Here is a 14,229-nt window from a genome sequence, read left to right as displayed (position 1 = left end):
CGGCGGTTTAACGGGGAACGCGATGCAGTTGTTCGAGTGCGAGTTCTGTGGGCAGGGGGTGTATTTCGACAACACCTACTGCACACGCTGTGGCCACCGGCTGGGGTTTCTCCCGGATCGTCTGGAGGTGTCGGCCCTGGCGCCGGCGGGAGAGGCCACGGATGCCCGCGGGCACCCGGTGCCTGGCGGATTGTGGCGGGTGGCGGACGAGCCGGACGGGGCACTGTACCGCCAGTGTCGCCACTATGCGGTGGACGCGGTCTGCAACTGGATGGTGCCGCACGGCGACGCCGACCCGTTCTGCCGGGCCTGCCGCCTGAACCGGACCATCCCCGACCTGAGTGTCCCCGGCAATGCACGTCTGTGGGAGCGCCTGGAGACGGAGAAGCGGCGCCTGGTCTACGGGTTGTTGCGTCTGGGCCTGCCGGTGGTGCCGCGACGTGATGATCCCAAGGGGATCGCATTCGACTTCCTGGCCGATACGGCCCCCGAGTTCCGCGAGGGCGGTGGCGTGGTCACCGGCCATGCGAACGGGCTCATTACCCTGAATATCGCCGAGGCCGACCCGGCGGTTCGCGAGCGCATGCGCGAGGCGATGGCCGAACCCTATCGCACGATCCTCGGCCATTTCCGCCACGAGTCCGCCCACTACTACTGGGACCGCCTGATCCGCGATACCCCCTGGCACGCCGCCTTCCGCGAGCGCTTCGGCGACGAGCGCGCGGACTATGACGAAGCCCTGCGCCGCCATTATGCCGACGGGCCGCCCGCCGAATGGCAGGCCTCGTTCGTCTCCGCCTACGCCAGTTCGCATCCCTGGGAGGATTGGGCCGAGACCTGGGCCCACTACCTGCACATCGTGGATACCCTGGATACCGCGTCCGCCTACAACATGGATATCGTGCCCGGTGCCGGCCCGTCAGCACGGCTGGGTGCGCAGGGCGATGCACCGGCCTTCGACGCCTATGCCGCGGCCGATTTCGATGGACTGATGGAACACTGGCTGCCACTGGTCAGCGCCCTCAACAGCCTCAACCGCAGTATGGGGCATCCGCATGTCTATCCCTTCGTGTTGACGGCCGCCGCCATCGCCAAGCTGGCGTTCGTGCATCAGGTCATTCAGGATTTCCGCACGGATTGTCGTGCCGCGCTGGCGGGTGCCACCGGTACCTGAGCGCACGCCGGGGGCGCGCGGTCCGGCGCGCCCGCCACTCATGCGAAAGGACGCCCGATGTACAACGTTGCCACCCGTGGCCCATTCAAGGGGCTGAATCCGCGCGTCGCGCCGCTGGCGCTGATCCTGGTGGTCATCATCGCCCTGCTGGGGGTGTATCGCACCGAGCAGCTGGGTGCGGTGGTGGGCGATGCGCGTACCTTCGTGACGCCGCTTCTGGAGTGGTACTACGTGGTCGTCATGGCCTTCTTCCTGGTGATCGTGGTCTGGCTCGGGGTCGGGCGCTACAAGAACGTGCGCCTGGGGCATGACGACGAGGTTCCCGAGTTCACCACCCTGTCGTGGCTGTCGATGCTGTTCGCCGCGGGCATGGGCGTGGGGCTGTTGTTCTGGGCGGTGGCCGAGCCGCTGTCGCACTACGGCGGGAACCCGTTCCTGATCGAGAATGGCGACCGGGCCGCGGCCGCGGACATGTCCATGGTCCTGACCTATTTCCACTGGGGGCTGAATGCCTGGGGCGTGTTCGCCCTGCTGGCCCTGATCCTGGCCTACTTCGGGTTCCGCAAGGGCCAGCCGCTGGCCCTGCGCTCGGCCCTGCACCCGCTGATCGGCAAGTACAGCCACACCTGGCCGGGGGACCTGGTCGACCTGCTGGCGATCATCGCCACCGTCTTCGGGATCGCGACGACGCTGGGCCTGGGGATCCAGCAACTGGAGTCCGGACTCGCGCACACCGTTGGGATCTCCCTGGAGGGGGACCGCGGACTGCTGATGCTGACCGCGCTGCTGACCGTGATTGCGATCGTGTCCGTGGTGACCGGTATGCAGGCCGGGGTGCAGCGGGTCAGCCAGGCCAACCTCTGGCTCAGTGTCGCGTTGCTGGGACTGCTGCTGGTGGCAGGACCGACCCAGTACCTGCTGGCCCTGGTCGTGCAGTCCAGCGGCAGCTACCTGCAGAACCTGCTGGGTCTCTCGCTGTACACCCACGCCCACCATATGGACGAGTGGCATGCCGACTGGACGGTCTTCTACTGGGGCTGGTGGCTGGCCTGGGCGCCGTTCGTCGGGCTGTTCATCGCGCGCATTTCGCGCGGCCGCACGCTGCGCGAGTTCGTGATGGGCGTGCTGCTGGTGCCGACCCTGATCACCTTCTTCTGGCTCGCGCTGCTGGGCGGCACCGCTCTGCATGCCGAGGTCGAGGGCATCGCCAATATCGCCGAGCGCGTGTCCGAGGACCTGACCATGGCGACCTTCGCCACCATGGAGACCCTGGAGCCCTGGCTGATTGCGAAGACGGGGGCGATTCTGATCACGATCCTGATTGCGACCTACCTGCTGACCTCCGCGAATGCCGGGATCGTGGTCATCAATACCCTGCTGGCCCATGGATCCACCGAGCACCGGGCGATCCACCTGATCCTGTGGGGGGCGATGATCGGGCTGGTGACCGGGGTCCTGCTGCTGGCCGGCGGGCTGGAGGTCCTGCAGAACGCGGTCATCCTGGCGGCGCTGCCGTTCTCGCTGGTGATGCTGATGATGGTGGTCGGGCTGATGCGCGGTCTGGAGGACGAGCGCTACGCGCCGCGTCCGGGCGAGCACACGGTCGCGCCCAGCGAGCCGTGGACCATCCCGCCGGACCGCGTCCACGAGGACTTCGACGTAGACGACGACGCCCCCGAGGCCCGCGACGAGGACGACGTGCCCCGGCGCTCCTGACCTGCGCCCCGAGTTTTCAACACGAAGCCCACGAAGGCACGAAGAAGGGCAACTTCAAGAGCGATTTGAACCACAGAGGACACAGAGGACACGGAGAAAATCAGGGTTGGACGAAAGCGGGTGTCGATCGGCCTGCGACGATCCACGTGGTCCCTCGTCATGCGCGGCCCTTGGCTTGTTTTCTCCGTGTCATCCGTGGTGCAACGATTTTGCCCTTCTTCGTGCCTTCGTGCGCTTCGTGGTGAACATAAAAGGCGCGAGCGGAAGGGAAAGGCCCGCGCATCCTGCGCCCACTTTCGGGTGGGCGGGGCTTGCCGTAGCCTGTGCGCCCATCGTCAACCGAACCGCGAGAGAAGCCCCATGAGCGATACCCTGCAGTTGTCCGGCGAGCTGATCCAGAAGGTCCAGGAGGTGCTGACCGAGGTGGATCCGAAGGCGCAACAGCCCATCGTGGCCGTCCAGTACCTGAGCGCCATTACCGGGTTCATGGTCGCGCAGATGCCGGAGTCGGTGAACGAGCGCAAGGAATACCTGAAGCAGCTGTCGCAGTTCACCGAGTCGGTGTTCGTGGACGTGGAGAGTCGCAAGCAGGCCGCGCCGCCGCCGCAGGAAGCCAGCGGCGTGTGGCGCCCCGGCGACAACTGATCCGGGCTGGCGGCGCGCCGGCGTCAGCCGTTGTCGCCGCCTTCGCCCCGGTCCTTGCGCATCTGGCGCAGCATGGCTTCCTGCTCGTTGAAGCTGGGCATGCGCCGCTTGCCGCCCACGTCGCGGTCACGGTCGCTGGCGCCGGCCTGGCCGGACTGGCCCGGCTTTTCGGCGTCCTTGATGCGCTGATACTCCTGCAGTTCGCGGCGGGCATCCTCGTCGCTGGTGTAGCGGCCACGGTAGTCCTGCGGCGGCTTGTGTCCCTTGCGCAGGAAGACCTGCTTGCGCAGTTCCTTGTTGTAGTCGGTGACCCGGCGGTCGATCCACCACAGGTCCACCAGCGCCCACAGCACACCGGCGCCCAGGGGTAGCAGCCACCAGAGGGCGGGTACGAAAAAGGCCAGGGCCAGGGTGATCGCGGTGAGCGCCAGGAAGCCGGCGCCGCCCAGCGGTTCGCGCAGGTAGAAGCGGTGCAGGCCCAGCGGGAACAGGACCCACGCGGCGTAGGCCGCGGGCCGGGTGCGCATCTCGCTGGCGAGCTTGGCATTGATGGACTGCAGGCCGCCGCCCTCCAGGTCCAGTTCCTTCCAGGCCTTGCTCATCCCTGCCTCCGTTGCGTTCACGTGTAGCGCCACGGTAGCCGCAACCCGGGGCGCGGGGCGATTGTGCGGGTGCCGCGCGAGGGTTTTACCGGCGCTGCGTCAGCCCTCTTCGCGCGTGGGGTCGCGTTCCAGCAGGCGGCGCACGGTGTCGCGCACCGGGCGGCCCTGGTAGAGCACGGCGTGTACCTCGGCGCAGATCGGCATCTCCACCTCCAGTGCCTCGGCCCGCACCACGGCGACCCGGGCCGTCTCCACGCCCTCCACCGACTGGCCGACCCGTGCGCGGGCGGTCTCGAGGTCCACCCCCTCGCCCAGCATCCGCCCCAGGCGGCGGTTGCGCGACTGGTTGTCGGTGCAGGTGAGGATCATGTCACCCAGCCCGGAGAGGCCGGTAAGGGTGGCAGGGCGGGCGCCCACCGCGGCGCCGAAGCGCTGGATCTCGGCCAGCCCCCGGGTCATCAGGGCGGCGCGGGCATTGGCGCCGAACCCGGCGCCATCGGCGATGCCCGTGGCCACCGCCAGCACGTTCTTCAGGGCCCCGCCGAGCTCCACGCCGATGACGTCGGTGTTGCGGTACAGACGCAGGGAACGCCCGTGCAGCGCCTCCACCAGGCGATCCATATGGCCTTCGTCGGTGGAGGCCACGGACAGCGCGGTCGGTTGCTCCTGCGCGACCTCGGCGGCGAAGGAGGGGCCCGAGATCAGGGCGGGCGGGTGTTCCGGACCCAGTTCCTGCTCGGCGATCTCGTGCAGCCAGGCGCCGGTGGCGGTCTCCAGGCCCTTGGTGGCCCAGGCCACCACCTGTCCGCGCGCCAGCCGCGGGGCCAGCCAGCGCAGGGTCGCGCGAAAGGCGCCGGAGGGGACGGCGATCAGGACCAGATCGCGGCCGTCGACGATCGCGGGGTCGGCGCTGACGCGGAGGTTGTCCGGGAAGCGGTGGCCGGGGAGGTAGCGGGCATTCTCGCGCTCGGCCTGCAGGCGCGCGGCGGTGTCATCGCCGCGTGCCCACAGGGCCACGTCGGCATGCAGCCGCGCCGCATGCAGGGCCAGCGCCGTGCCCCAGCAGCCGCCGCCGAGGACCGCGATGCGCATCCTAGGAAACCCCATGCTTCATGTACGCGCTCGCGTCGGTACGCCAGGTCCTTCGGGGGCTTGGCGTCAGGCCTGCTGGCTGGGCGCGGTCTGCTCGCCGCCGGCCTGCTGCTTCTGCTCCTGGAGGTGCTGGGCGTACAGCGACTCGAAATTCACCGGCTGCAGCAGCAGCTGCGGGAAGCCGCCCTTCAGGACCAGGTCGGCGACGGTTTCGCGGGCGAACGGGAACAGCACGTTGGGGCAGTAGGCGCCCAGCAGGTGATTGCGCTGGTCCTCGGGGAAGTTGCGCACGATGAAGACGCCCGCCTGCTTGATCTCCACCAGGTAGGCGGTCTTGCCGTCGGACTCGGTGGTCACGGTCAGGCCCAGTTCCACTTCGAAGGCCCCGGCGGCCTCGTCGATCGGGCGTGCGTTGGTGTTCAGCTGGATGTTGGTCTCGCCCTTCCACTCGCGCATGAACACCTCGGGGGAGTCCGGCGCCTCGAACGAGAGGTCCTTGATGAAGACCTTCTGAATGGAGAAATCGGGACGGTCGTTCTGTTCGCCCTGGGCCGCGCCGTTGCCGCTGTTGGGGGAGTTCTCTTCAGCCATGATGTTCTATCTCGCAGTCGTCTTGAATCGGGGCATTGTAAGGGGATGCGCGCGCCTTGCGGGTGCGGTGGCCGGAAGCGCTGCCCGGTGGTGCGGGCGCTGCCGGTTATCCGGGACTGCCGGCGGCTGTCAGCTCGACCCCTGCCGCGGCGGCCAGGCGCGCCAGTTCGCCACTGCTGTCCATCGCCTGCAGTTCGTCGAAGCCGCCGATGTGGGTCTCGCCGAGGAAGATCTGCGGGACCGAGGTACGGCCGTCGGCGCGTTGCTCCATCTCGGCACGCAGGCCCGGTTCGCGGTCGACGGCGTATTCCGCGAACGGATAGCCACGCTGGTTGAGCAGGCGCCGGGCCAGCAGGCAGAACGGGCAGCGCCCGCTGGAGTAGACCTCGAACTGCATTACTTCTTCTTGATGGGCATGTTGGCCGATTGCCAGGCCTGGATGCCGCCCTGCAGGTTGACCACGTCCTCGAACCCGGCCGCTGTTAGCTGCTGCGCGGCGCTGGCGGAACGGTTGCCGCTGCGGCAGTAGACCACCACGGGCTTGTCCTTGTACTTCTCGATGTCGCCCATGCGCTTTTTCAGGCTGCCCAGCGGGATGTGCTTGGCGCCTCCGATGCGGCCGGCCGCGACCTCGCTGTCCTCGCGTACGTCCAGCACCAGGGCGTCGTCCTGGTTGATCACGCGCACCGCCTCGGCCGGCGACAGGGAGCGGTACTTGCGGTTCAGGCGTCGGAGTTCGACGAACAGGATCATCCCGATCACCGCCAGCAGGGCGCCGGTCAGGATCGGGTGATTGGCGAGAAATTCGGGCAGGCGTTCAAGCATTCGGGAGACCGGATCGGAGGGGTGATTGTCAGGAACTGCAGAAAACGTCCTGCATCATACCGATCAGGCGCAGGGTCCGGGAGTCCCCCACGCGGTAGTAGACCCGGTTGGCATCCTTGCGCGTGGCGAGGATGCCCTTGTCGCGCAGGATGCCCAGGTGCTGCGAAATGTTGCTCTGCGAGGTCCCGACCTGGTCGACGATTTCCTGTACGCTGATTTCGCGATCGCCGAGAATGCAGAGGATCTTCAGGCGCAGCGGGTGGGACATGGCCTTGAGCGAGCGCGAGGCCCGTTCGATATCCTCGTCCTGGGACATCAGGCCGTCTTCGACGGACAGATCGTCTTCAACCGTTTCGTGGCTCACGGCATACCTCTCTTGCGAGCGAGGGAAATCCTCGCAACCGGGTCAGAATATAAGAACCTAAACGTACCCCGATATGCGAATCTGCGCAATCCTGAGTCATCCATATGGCCTCCGTGCCCCGTTCTGGTGCGCGGTACTGGCCGGTCTGCTGCTGGCCCCGGGGGCCCTGGCGCTGGAACCCGAGGCCGAACTGCGCGAGACCCGCGAGGCGATCCAGGACCTGGAACGCACCCAGGAGGAGCGCTACGCGGCCTTGCAGGAACTGGAGGCCCTGCTGGCGGATGCCGCGCGCGGGACCGAGGACTCGCGCCGCGAGTTGCGCGAGCTGGCGCAGGCGCGTTCGCGCCAGGAGGCGGTCGTCGCCGACCAGGAGGCGCGGGTGGAAGAGGCCCGGGAGCACCTGGAGACGGAACGCCGCGCGGCGGCCCGGCTGGTGCGCGACCAGTGGCAGCGCGAACGCCACGTCGGGCGCCTGAACGGTCGGGGCGGGGACGATCGCCACCAGGTGGCGTTCGCCGTGCGTATCCGCGAGGCCCGGGAGCAGGCGCTGGAGTCGTTGCGCGACCGGATCGAGGGGCTGGAGGCGGAGCGCGAGGCCCTGGCGCGGGAACGTGCGGTCCTGGCGGAACAGGAGGAACAGGCGCGCGCCGCGGTCGCGGATCTGGAACGCGAGGAGGCGCGCCAGCGCCAGGCCATGGCGGAACTGGAGGCGGCCATCGAGGACGAGGCGCTGGAGCTGGAACGCCTGCAGCGCAACGCGGAGACCCTGGAGGCGGTGATCGAGGAGGTCGAGGCGCGCAGCGCGGCGCGCGCCGAGGCCCCCGGGGACTCCGCCCCCGCGCAACCCGACGTGGCCTTCGCCGAGCTGCAGGGCGAACTCCCGCGGCCGGCCGACGGCCGGGTAATCCGCAGCTTCAATGATTCCCGTGGCAGTCGCCTGCGCTCGCGCTGGCGCGGCACGGTGCTGGAGGTCGAGAACGGCGCGGCGGTGCGTGCGGTGCACTACGGGCAGGTGGTCTACGCCGACTGGATGCAGGGCTACGGGTTCCTGGTGATCGTGGATCACGGCGAGCGCTACCTGACGCTGTACTCCAATGTGGAGGAGATCCTGGTGGCAGAAGGCGCAACGGTGGGCGCCGGCGAGCAGCTGGCCGTGGCCGGCGCGGGCAGCGAGGCGATCGCGCCCGGACTCTACTTCGAGATCCGGCATAACGGCGGACCATTGAACCCCGAGGGCTGGTGGCCCTCTCAGTAGACAGAGAGAAGTGAGACCGGGGTCCGGCAAAAGGCGGATGGAGCGCCTGCATTCAGGCGCCCATCACATTGCCGGTGCTACCATCCTCACACTAATCACCTCACGTAACGAGGAAAGGTAATGAGCAAGTCTTGTCGCACCGGATACGCCCTGATCGTCGGACTGGTCGTAGGGGTCATGCTGAGTGTCTCGGTGGCCGTCTACGCCGACCGCGACAATGGCGCGCAATCCGCCCTGCCGGTGGAGGATCTGCAGCGCTTCACCGACGTGTACATGCGCATCAAGCGCAATTACGTCACCGAGGTCGACGACAAGGACCTGCTGGACAACGCGATCCAGGGGATGCTGTCCGGTCTGGACCAGCACTCGGCCTACCTGGACGAACAGGACTTCGAGGACATGCAGGTCGGCACCTCCGGCGAGTTCGGTGGCCTGGGGATCGAGGTGGGCATGGAAGACGGGTTCGTCAAGGTCATCGCGCCGATCGACGACACCCCCGCCAGCCGTGCCGGGATCGAGGCCGGTGATCTGATTATCCGCCTGGACGGCGAGTCGGTGAAGGGCATGTCGCTGTCCGACGCGGTCGCCAAGATGCGCGGCGAGAAAGGGTCGGACATCACCCTGACCGTGCTGCGCGATGGCGAGGACCGGCCGATGGAGATCACCATCACCCGGGATGTGATCCAGGTGCAGAGCGTGCGCTCCGAGATCCTGGAGGACGGATTTGGCTATGTGCGCATCAGCAACTTCCAGCAGCGCACCGCGCGCGATCTCGTGCGGGCGGTCGAGGACCTGCAGGAGCAGGGCGAGCTGAAGGGTCTGGTGCTGGACCTGCGCAACAACCCGGGCGGCATCCTGAACGGGGCCGTGGGAGTCTCGGACGCGTTCCTCGAGGACGGCCTCATCGTCTACACCGAGGGCCGTCTGGAGGACTCGCAGTTCCGTTACCAGGCCTCGCCGGGCGACGTGCTCAAGGGCGCGCCGATGGTGGTGCTGGTCAATCGCGGTTCGGCCTCGGCTTCGGAGATCGTGGCGGGCGCGCTTCAGGACCACAAGCGGGCCGTCGTCATGGGCCAGAACACCTTCGGCAAGGGCTCGGTACAGACCATCCTGCCGCTGACCCAGAACACCGGGATCAAGCTGACCACCGCGCGCTACTTCACGCCCGAGGGTCGCGCGATCAACGAGGACGGGATCGAGCCGGACATCCGCCTGCAGCAACTGGTGGTGCAGCGCAGTGACAGCGAGAACGGCGGCGCCCGCATGGGCCGGGACGGTCTGCCGGAGTCGGTGGATGCGGATGACGAGGACAATGGCGAGGCCCTGGCCGAGCGCGACTACGGCCTGAGCGAGGCGCTGAACCTGCTGAAGGGCCTGAACTTCTACAACCGCCGCTGAGCGCGGCGGGGTCGCGATCGACGGAGAACCGATGCCGAACGTACTGGTGCCCCTGGCTGCCGGGGCCGAGGAACTGGAGGCAGTCACCATCATCGACCTGCTGCGCCGCGCGCAATTCGAGGTCACCGTGGCCGGGCTGGAGTCCGGGCCGGTGACCTGCTCGCGCGGAACAGTTATCCAGCCGGATACCACCCTGGACCAGGTGCTGGATGCGGCCTTTGACCTGATCGTCCTGCCGGGTGGCCTGCCGGGGGCCAATCACCTTCGCGACGATGCCCGGGTGCAGGGACTCCTGCGGGCGCAGGCCGAGCGCGACGGCTACCTGGCGGCGGTTTGCGCCGGACCCAAGGCGCTGGCCGAGGCCGGCCTGCTGGAAGGCCGGCGCGTGACGGCGTTCACCGGCGCGCTGGACGTTGTCGGAATCCCGTCCACCGGCGCCCCGGTGGAGGTGGACGGCCGCCTGATCACGGGCCGCGGCCCGGGCGCCGCGATGGACTTCGCCCTGACCCTGATCGAGCAGCTCGCCGGCCGCGATGCCCGCGACGCCGTCGAGGGTCCGCTCCTGAGGCCCTGAGGGATGTTTCGACCACGAAGCGCACGAAGGCACGAAGAAGGTCAAGGGCATTTCACCACAGAGGGCACGGAGGACAAGGAGAAAAGAAGATCATTCAAGGGTGCCGGGATTGCCGGGATCTGCATCCCTGTCGGTGCACTGATCATTGGTGCTACTCCTCCGCAATCCTGATGTTTCTCTGTGTCCTCGGTGGTTCAAACCGCTCTTGAAGTTGACCTCCTTCGTGCCTTCGTGGGCTTCGTGGTGAATTCCTACCCCACGGTGGCGTAGCGGGTGGCGCTGCCCAGCCAGCGTTCGATCAGGGCGCCGGCGCGGGCTGGGTCGTTCTCGATTCGTGCGGCCAGTGTGGTGGCCTCGTCCAGCAGGTCCTGGTCGCGGGTCCAGTCGGCGACGCGGAAGCTGCGATCGCCGGTCTGGCGCGTGCCCAGCAGTTCTCCCGGCCCCCGCAGTTTCAGGTCCACCTCGGCGATCTCGAAGCCGTCGTCGGTGCGGCGCATCGCCTCCAGGCGCTCGCGCGCGGTCTCGCCCAGTGGCGGGCGGTAGAGCAGTACGCAGGCGGAGGCGGTATTGCCGCGCCCGACCCGGCCGCGCAACTGGTGCAGCTGCGAGAGCCCCATGCGCTCGGCGTTCTCGATAATCATCAGGCTCGCGTTGGGTACGTCCACGCCGACCTCGATGACCGTGGTGGCGACCAGCAGGTCGATTGCCCCCGCGCGAAAGCGCTCCATCACCGCGTCGCGCTCGGGGCCCTTCATGCGTCCGTGGGCCAGGCCGATGGTCAGTTCCGGCAGCGCCTCGCGCAGGCGTTCGGCGGTGGCCTCGGCGGATTCCGCCTCCAGTTGTTCCGACTCCTCCACCAGCGGGCAGACCCAGTAGGCCTGGGTGCCGGAGCCGCAGGCGGCGCGGATGCGCTCGATGACCTCGTCGCGGCGCTCGTGGCTGATCAGCGCGGTGCGTACCGGCGTGCGCCCGGGCGGGCGCTCGTCGATCACCGAACTGGCGAGTTCCGCATACAGGGCCATGGCCAGGGTGCGCGGGATGGGCGTGGCGGTCATGATCAGCTGGTGCGGCATGTACCCGTTGCCCTTGTCGCGCAGGGCCATGCGCTGGTGGACGCCGAAGCGGTGCTGCTCGTCGATGATCGCAAGCCCCAGGTGGTGAAAGCGGACCTCCTCCTGGAACAGGGCGTGGGTCCCGATGGCGACCTGCCGCTGGCCCGCGGCCAGCTCGGCGAGCAGCTGGCCGCGTTCGCTCGCGGTCTGGCGTCCGCCCAGCCAGGCGATCGCAATCCCCAGCGGTTCCAGCCACTGGGCGAGGTTGCGCCCGTGCTGGCGCGCCAGCAGCTCCGTGGGGGCCATGAAGGCGACCTGGAAGCCGGCCTCCACCGCGGCCAGTGCGGCCGCGACTGCCACCAGGGTCTTGCCCGAGCCCACATCCCCCTGCACCAGCCGGTTCATCGGTTGCGGTCGCGCCAGGTCGGCGAAGATCTCGGCGGTCACGCGTTCCTGCGCGCCGGTCGGCGCGAACGGAAGCTGTTCGCGCAGTTGCTGCCACAGCGCCCCGGGCGGCTGGATGACCGGGGCGCCGCGCGCGTCCTGTGGGGTCCGGCTTTGCTGCATGCGTGCGAGCTGGTGGGCGCACAGCTCCTCCAGCGCCAGGCGGGTGCGCGCCGGGCTGCGGTTCTCCGCGGTATCCAGTTCGCCCAGGGCATCGGCTCGCGCCGGGGGATGGTGCAGCTGTTCCAGCGCGGCGTGCAGCCCGGGCAGGCCCTGGCGGGACAGCTCCGGCAGCAGATCGGGCAGGGCCTGCATGCCCGGCAGGGCGTGCGTCACCAGCTGGCGCAGCAGCTTCTGCGAGATGCCCTCGGTGGTCGGGTAGATCGGGGTCAGGTGCGATTCCAGCGCGGGCGGGGTATCCCCCACGGTCTGGAGCTCCGGATGCACGCATTCCAGCGCCCCGGGCAGGCCGCGCGGCTCGCCGAAGGCGCGGATGCGCGTGCCGGGGGCCAGGCGCCGTTGCTGGTTGGCGCCGAAGTGGAAGAAGCGCAGCAGGATCTGCGCCTGGTCGTCGGCCAGGGTGACCACCAGCATGCGTCGGCGGCGGTGCACCACCTCGGCATGGGTGACGCGGCCCTCGAACAGCGCGGCCAGGCCCGGGCGCAGCGCGGCGATCGGGGTCAGCCGGGTGCGGTCCTCGAAGCGCAGGGGCAGGTGGAACAGCAGGTCCCCGGCCTGTACCAGGCCCAGGCGTTCCAGGCGCTCGGCCACCGCCGGGCCGACACCCTTCAGGGTGGTCAGCGGGGCCTGCAGGTCCACCGACGGGGCTCGCGTCGGCTGCTCAGCCGCGCGGGCACCAGGCGATGGCATCCATCTCCACCTGGGCGCCCTTGGGCAGGGCGGCCACGCCGATCGCGGCGCGTGCCGGGTAGGGCTCGCCGAAGACCTCGCCCATGATCTCGTTGACCAGCGGGAAGTGGGTCAGGTCGGTCAGGAAGATGTTCAGCTTGGCGATGTCCGCGGTGCTCGCGCCCGCGGCCTCCAGGACGGCCTGGAGATTGGCGAATACCTGGCGGATCTGGTCCTCGATGCCGCCGCCCACCAGTTCCATGGTGGCCGGGTCCAGCGGGATCTGGCCCGAGAGGTACAGGGTGTCGCCGGCGCGCACGGCCTGGGAATAGGGGCCGATGGCGGCCGGGGCGTTTTCGGTCTGGATGATCTCGCGGGACATGCGGGCTCCTTGTTCGGCCGGATTGATTGTCGCGGATGGCGCCATTCTACTGATCCGGACGCTCGTGTGGGGTGTCCGCGGACTCGGCAGACCGGGGCGCGGACGGATACACTGCGCGGCACACGGACAACGACACAGAGGAAGCAGGCAATGACGGGATACGCACTGGCGAACGTGCTGCATGTACTGGCGGTGGTGATCTGGGTGGGCGGCATGTTCTTCGCCTACATGTTCCTGCGCCCGGTGGCGGGGCAGCAGCTCGAGGGCATGCCCCGGCTGAAGCTCTGGGAGGGCGTGTTCGCCCGTTTCTTCCCGTGGGTCTGGGCCTCGGTGCTGGTGATCCTGGCGACCGGCTTCTACATGATCTTCGGCGTGTTCGGCGGCATGGGCGACGTCCACCCCAGCGTGCATACCATGCTGCTGCTGGGTCTGATCATGATGGCGATCTTCGCCCATGTGTTCTTCGCGCCGTTTCGCCGCATGCGCCAGGCCATTGCCGCGGATGACGCCCAGGAAGGCCTGCGCCGGCTGGGGCAGATCCGCATTCTGGTCGGGATCAATACCCTGATCGGCCTGGCGACGATCGTGGTCGCCTCGGGCGGGCGCCTGCCGCTTTAATCTGCATCCCCTGGCGGGGGCACAGGACGGCCGGTTCGTCCGGCCCTCCAGACCAGTCGTGGCGGTTCGGGCGGCTCCAGCAGCACGGCGGCGTTCTGGCCGAATGTCTCCAGCCAGCGCGCGAGCAGGTGTTCGGGCAGGTCCGCGATCGCCAGGCCCGGCTCGTCCGGCCAGTGGCCCAGGGGGTCGCGGTTGCAGGCCGGCCAGGCGCGCAGGCCCTGTTCCGTCACGGCCCGCTCCAGCCGCCGCTGGCGTCGCTGGTTCTCTTCCTCGGTGAGCGGCTGGCTGCCCGGGTTGCAGGCGGTCAGCACGACGAGGCGGTGGGTGCCATGCCCCGCCATCCAGGCCGCCACCTCATCGGCCGTCCGGTCGATGCGCAGCACCCATGAACCGTCCGCGGTCTCCACGCAGTACCGCGCCTTGCGGTAGGCCTGTTCCAGTTCAGCCCGTCGCGATCTGGTTGGGGCGCATTCCGCGCGCCCCGGGGCGGGGTCGGCAGCGTCAGCGCTTGTATTGGTGGACATCTCGCGGCACCCTCGCGGCTGGATCGTGCAGATGCGATCGATCAAACAGGGGGAACGGGATGCGCGTCAAGGATGCGACAGCGGTTTGCGGGGTTTCGCCGGCAACCGGCCTGCGTGCGTATGG

Annotated in this window: 16 protein-coding genes; 7 read left to right on the top strand and 9 right to left on the bottom strand. The window is 68.6% G+C overall.

Annotated features, from left to right (window positions below):
• Window positions 1–22: 22 nt before the first annotated feature.
• From D106_RS0111725 to D106_RS0111715, 3 genes are all read left to right on the top strand, one after another.
• The gene (locus D106_RS0111725) at window positions 23–1,174 is read left to right on the top strand and encodes a putative zinc-binding metallopeptidase (protein ID WP_018880143.1); all 1,152 of its coding nucleotides are present in this window, start codon (window positions 23–25) and stop codon (window positions 1,172–1,174) included.
• Window positions 1,175–1,231: 57 nt separating this feature from the next.
• Window positions 1,232–2,890 carry a BCCT family transporter gene (locus tag D106_RS0111720; protein ID WP_018880142.1) on the top strand — a complete coding sequence of 553 codons (1,659 nt, stop codon included), beginning with the start codon at window positions 1,232–1,234 and terminating at the stop codon, window positions 2,888–2,890.
• 360 nt (window positions 2,891–3,250) lie between these two features.
• The gene (locus D106_RS0111715; protein ID WP_018867151.1) at window positions 3,251–3,535 is read left to right on the top strand and encodes a hypothetical protein; all 285 of its coding nucleotides are present in this window, start codon (window positions 3,251–3,253) and stop codon (window positions 3,533–3,535) included.
• A gap of 23 nt (window positions 3,536–3,558) precedes the next feature.
• Here the strand turns inward: D106_RS0111715 and D106_RS0111710 are convergent, their stop codons facing one another.
• From D106_RS0111710 to D106_RS0111685, 6 genes are all read right to left on the bottom strand, one after another.
• On the bottom strand, window positions 3,559–4,137 hold the full coding sequence (locus D106_RS0111710; RefSeq protein ID WP_018867152.1) for a hypothetical protein: 579 nt from the start codon (window positions 4,135–4,137) through the stop codon (window positions 3,559–3,561).
• Window positions 4,138–4,236: 99 nt separating this feature from the next.
• Entirely contained in the window at window positions 4,237–5,229 is a 993-nt protein-coding gene (locus D106_RS0111705; RefSeq protein ID WP_018880141.1) for an NAD(P)H-dependent glycerol-3-phosphate dehydrogenase, read from the bottom strand.
• Between the two features lie 66 nt (window positions 5,230–5,295).
• Window positions 5,296–5,820 carry a protein-export chaperone SecB gene (secB, locus tag D106_RS0111700; protein ID WP_018867154.1) on the bottom strand — a complete coding sequence of 175 codons (525 nt, stop codon included), beginning with the start codon at window positions 5,818–5,820 and terminating at the stop codon, window positions 5,296–5,298.
• A gap of 106 nt (window positions 5,821–5,926) precedes the next feature.
• On the bottom strand, window positions 5,927–6,217 hold the full coding sequence (gene grxC, locus D106_RS0111695; RefSeq protein WP_018875853.1) for a glutaredoxin 3: 291 nt from the start codon (window positions 6,215–6,217) through the stop codon (window positions 5,927–5,929).
• On the bottom strand, window positions 6,217–6,645 hold the full coding sequence (locus D106_RS0111690) for a rhodanese-like domain-containing protein (protein WP_018867156.1): 429 nt from the start codon (window positions 6,643–6,645) through the stop codon (window positions 6,217–6,219). Before D106_RS0111690 ends, grxC begins: the two co-directional genes overlap by 1 nt.
• Window positions 6,646–6,673: 28 nt before the next feature.
• Entirely contained in the window at window positions 6,674–7,009 is a 336-nt protein-coding gene (locus tag D106_RS0111685; protein WP_018867157.1) for a helix-turn-helix transcriptional regulator, read from the bottom strand.
• A gap of 73 nt (window positions 7,010–7,082) precedes the next feature.
• Here D106_RS0111685 and D106_RS0111680 point away from each other — a divergent pair, with 73 nt between their 5' ends.
• From D106_RS0111680 to D106_RS0111670, 3 genes are all read left to right on the top strand, one after another.
• The gene (locus D106_RS0111680) at window positions 7,083–8,264 is read left to right on the top strand and encodes a murein hydrolase activator EnvC (RefSeq protein ID WP_018880140.1); all 1,182 of its coding nucleotides are present in this window, start codon (window positions 7,083–7,085) and stop codon (window positions 8,262–8,264) included.
• A 120-nt stretch (window positions 8,265–8,384) separates the two neighbouring features.
• Window positions 8,385–9,662 (top strand): S41 family peptidase, encoded by a 1,278-nt coding sequence (locus tag D106_RS0111675; protein WP_018867159.1) that lies wholly within the window; start codon window positions 8,385–8,387, stop codon window positions 9,660–9,662.
• Between the two features lie 31 nt (window positions 9,663–9,693).
• A complete protein-coding gene (locus D106_RS0111670) occupies window positions 9,694–10,236 on the top strand; it encodes a DJ-1 family glyoxalase III (RefSeq protein WP_018880139.1) in 543 nt (180 codons plus the stop codon).
• Between the two features lie 251 nt (window positions 10,237–10,487).
• On the opposite strand, the gene recG is transcribed toward D106_RS0111670, so the two are convergent.
• Window positions 10,488–12,602, bottom strand: a complete 2,115-nt coding sequence (gene recG, locus D106_RS0111665; RefSeq protein WP_081620085.1) for an ATP-dependent DNA helicase RecG — start codon at window positions 12,600–12,602, stop codon at window positions 10,488–10,490.
• Window positions 12,574–12,963, bottom strand: a complete 390-nt coding sequence (locus D106_RS0111660) for a RidA family protein (RefSeq protein ID WP_018880137.1) — start codon at window positions 12,961–12,963, stop codon at window positions 12,574–12,576. The genes recG and D106_RS0111660 overlap by 29 nt, the downstream gene beginning before the upstream one ends.
• A 150-nt stretch (window positions 12,964–13,113) precedes the next feature.
• Between D106_RS0111660 and D106_RS0111655 the strand changes: the two genes are divergently transcribed.
• The gene (locus D106_RS0111655) at window positions 13,114–13,581 is read left to right on the top strand and encodes a CopD family protein (RefSeq protein ID WP_018875849.1); all 468 of its coding nucleotides are present in this window, start codon (window positions 13,114–13,116) and stop codon (window positions 13,579–13,581) included.
• Here D106_RS0111655 and D106_RS14325 read toward each other — a convergent pair.
• Window positions 13,578–14,105: a DUF3293 domain-containing protein gene (locus D106_RS14325; protein WP_038045923.1), complete on the bottom strand. Its 528-nt coding sequence runs from the start codon at window positions 14,103–14,105 to the stop codon at window positions 13,578–13,580. The two genes, D106_RS0111655 and D106_RS14325, sit on opposite strands and share 4 nt — an antisense overlap.
• Window positions 14,106–14,229 lie beyond the last annotated feature (124 nt).

The sequence above is a fragment of the Thioalkalivibrio sp. ALE9 genome (assembly GCF_000377445.1).
Taxonomy (GTDB): Bacteria; Pseudomonadota; Gammaproteobacteria; order Ectothiorhodospirales; family Ectothiorhodospiraceae; genus Thioalkalivibrio.
This window is presented reverse-complemented; position numbering and strand designations above follow the sequence as displayed.

What these genes read in the sequence shown, in the direction of transcription:
- D106_RS0111720 (WP_018880142.1), top strand. Translation starts at nt 1,232, where the DNA reads ATGTACAACGTTGCCACCCGTGGCCCATTCAAGGGGCTGAATCCGCGC.
- D106_RS0111655 (WP_018875849.1), top strand. Translation starts at nt 13,114, where the DNA reads ATGACGGGATACGCACTGGCGAACGTGCTGCATGTACTGGCGGTGGTG.
- D106_RS0111680 (WP_018880140.1), top strand. Translation starts at nt 7,083, where the DNA reads ATGCGAATCTGCGCAATCCTGAGTCATCCATATGGCCTCCGTGCCCCG.
- D106_RS0111675 (WP_018867159.1), top strand. Translation starts at nt 8,385, where the DNA reads ATGAGCAAGTCTTGTCGCACCGGATACGCCCTGATCGTCGGACTGGTC.
- D106_RS0111705 (WP_018880141.1), bottom strand. Translation starts at nt 5,229, where the DNA reads ATGCGCATCGCGGTCCTCGGCGGCGGCTGCTGGGGCACGGCGCTGGCC.
- D106_RS0111710 (WP_018867152.1), bottom strand. Translation starts at nt 4,137, where the DNA reads ATGAGCAAGGCCTGGAAGGAACTGGACCTGGAGGGCGGCGGCCTGCAG.
- D106_RS0111715 (WP_018867151.1), top strand. Translation starts at nt 3,251, where the DNA reads ATGAGCGATACCCTGCAGTTGTCCGGCGAGCTGATCCAGAAGGTCCAG.
- D106_RS0111690 (WP_018867156.1), bottom strand. Translation starts at nt 6,645, where the DNA reads ATGCTTGAACGCCTGCCCGAATTTCTCGCCAATCACCCGATCCTGACC.
- D106_RS0111670 (WP_018880139.1), top strand. Translation starts at nt 9,694, where the DNA reads ATGCCGAACGTACTGGTGCCCCTGGCTGCCGGGGCCGAGGAACTGGAG.
- D106_RS0111660 (WP_018880137.1), bottom strand. Translation starts at nt 12,963, where the DNA reads ATGTCCCGCGAGATCATCCAGACCGAAAACGCCCCGGCCGCCATCGGC.
- recG (WP_081620085.1), bottom strand. Translation starts at nt 12,602, where the DNA reads ATGCCATCGCCTGGTGCCCGCGCGGCTGAGCAGCCGACGCGAGCCCCG.
- secB (WP_018867154.1), bottom strand. Translation starts at nt 5,820, where the DNA reads ATGGCTGAAGAGAACTCCCCCAACAGCGGCAACGGCGCGGCCCAGGGC.
- D106_RS0111725 (WP_018880143.1), top strand. Translation starts at nt 23, where the DNA reads ATGCAGTTGTTCGAGTGCGAGTTCTGTGGGCAGGGGGTGTATTTCGAC.
- grxC (WP_018875853.1), bottom strand. Translation starts at nt 6,217, where the DNA reads ATGCAGTTCGAGGTCTACTCCAGCGGGCGCTGCCCGTTCTGCCTGCTG.
- D106_RS14325 (WP_038045923.1), bottom strand. Translation starts at nt 14,105, where the DNA reads ATGTCCACCAATACAAGCGCTGACGCTGCCGACCCCGCCCCGGGGCGC.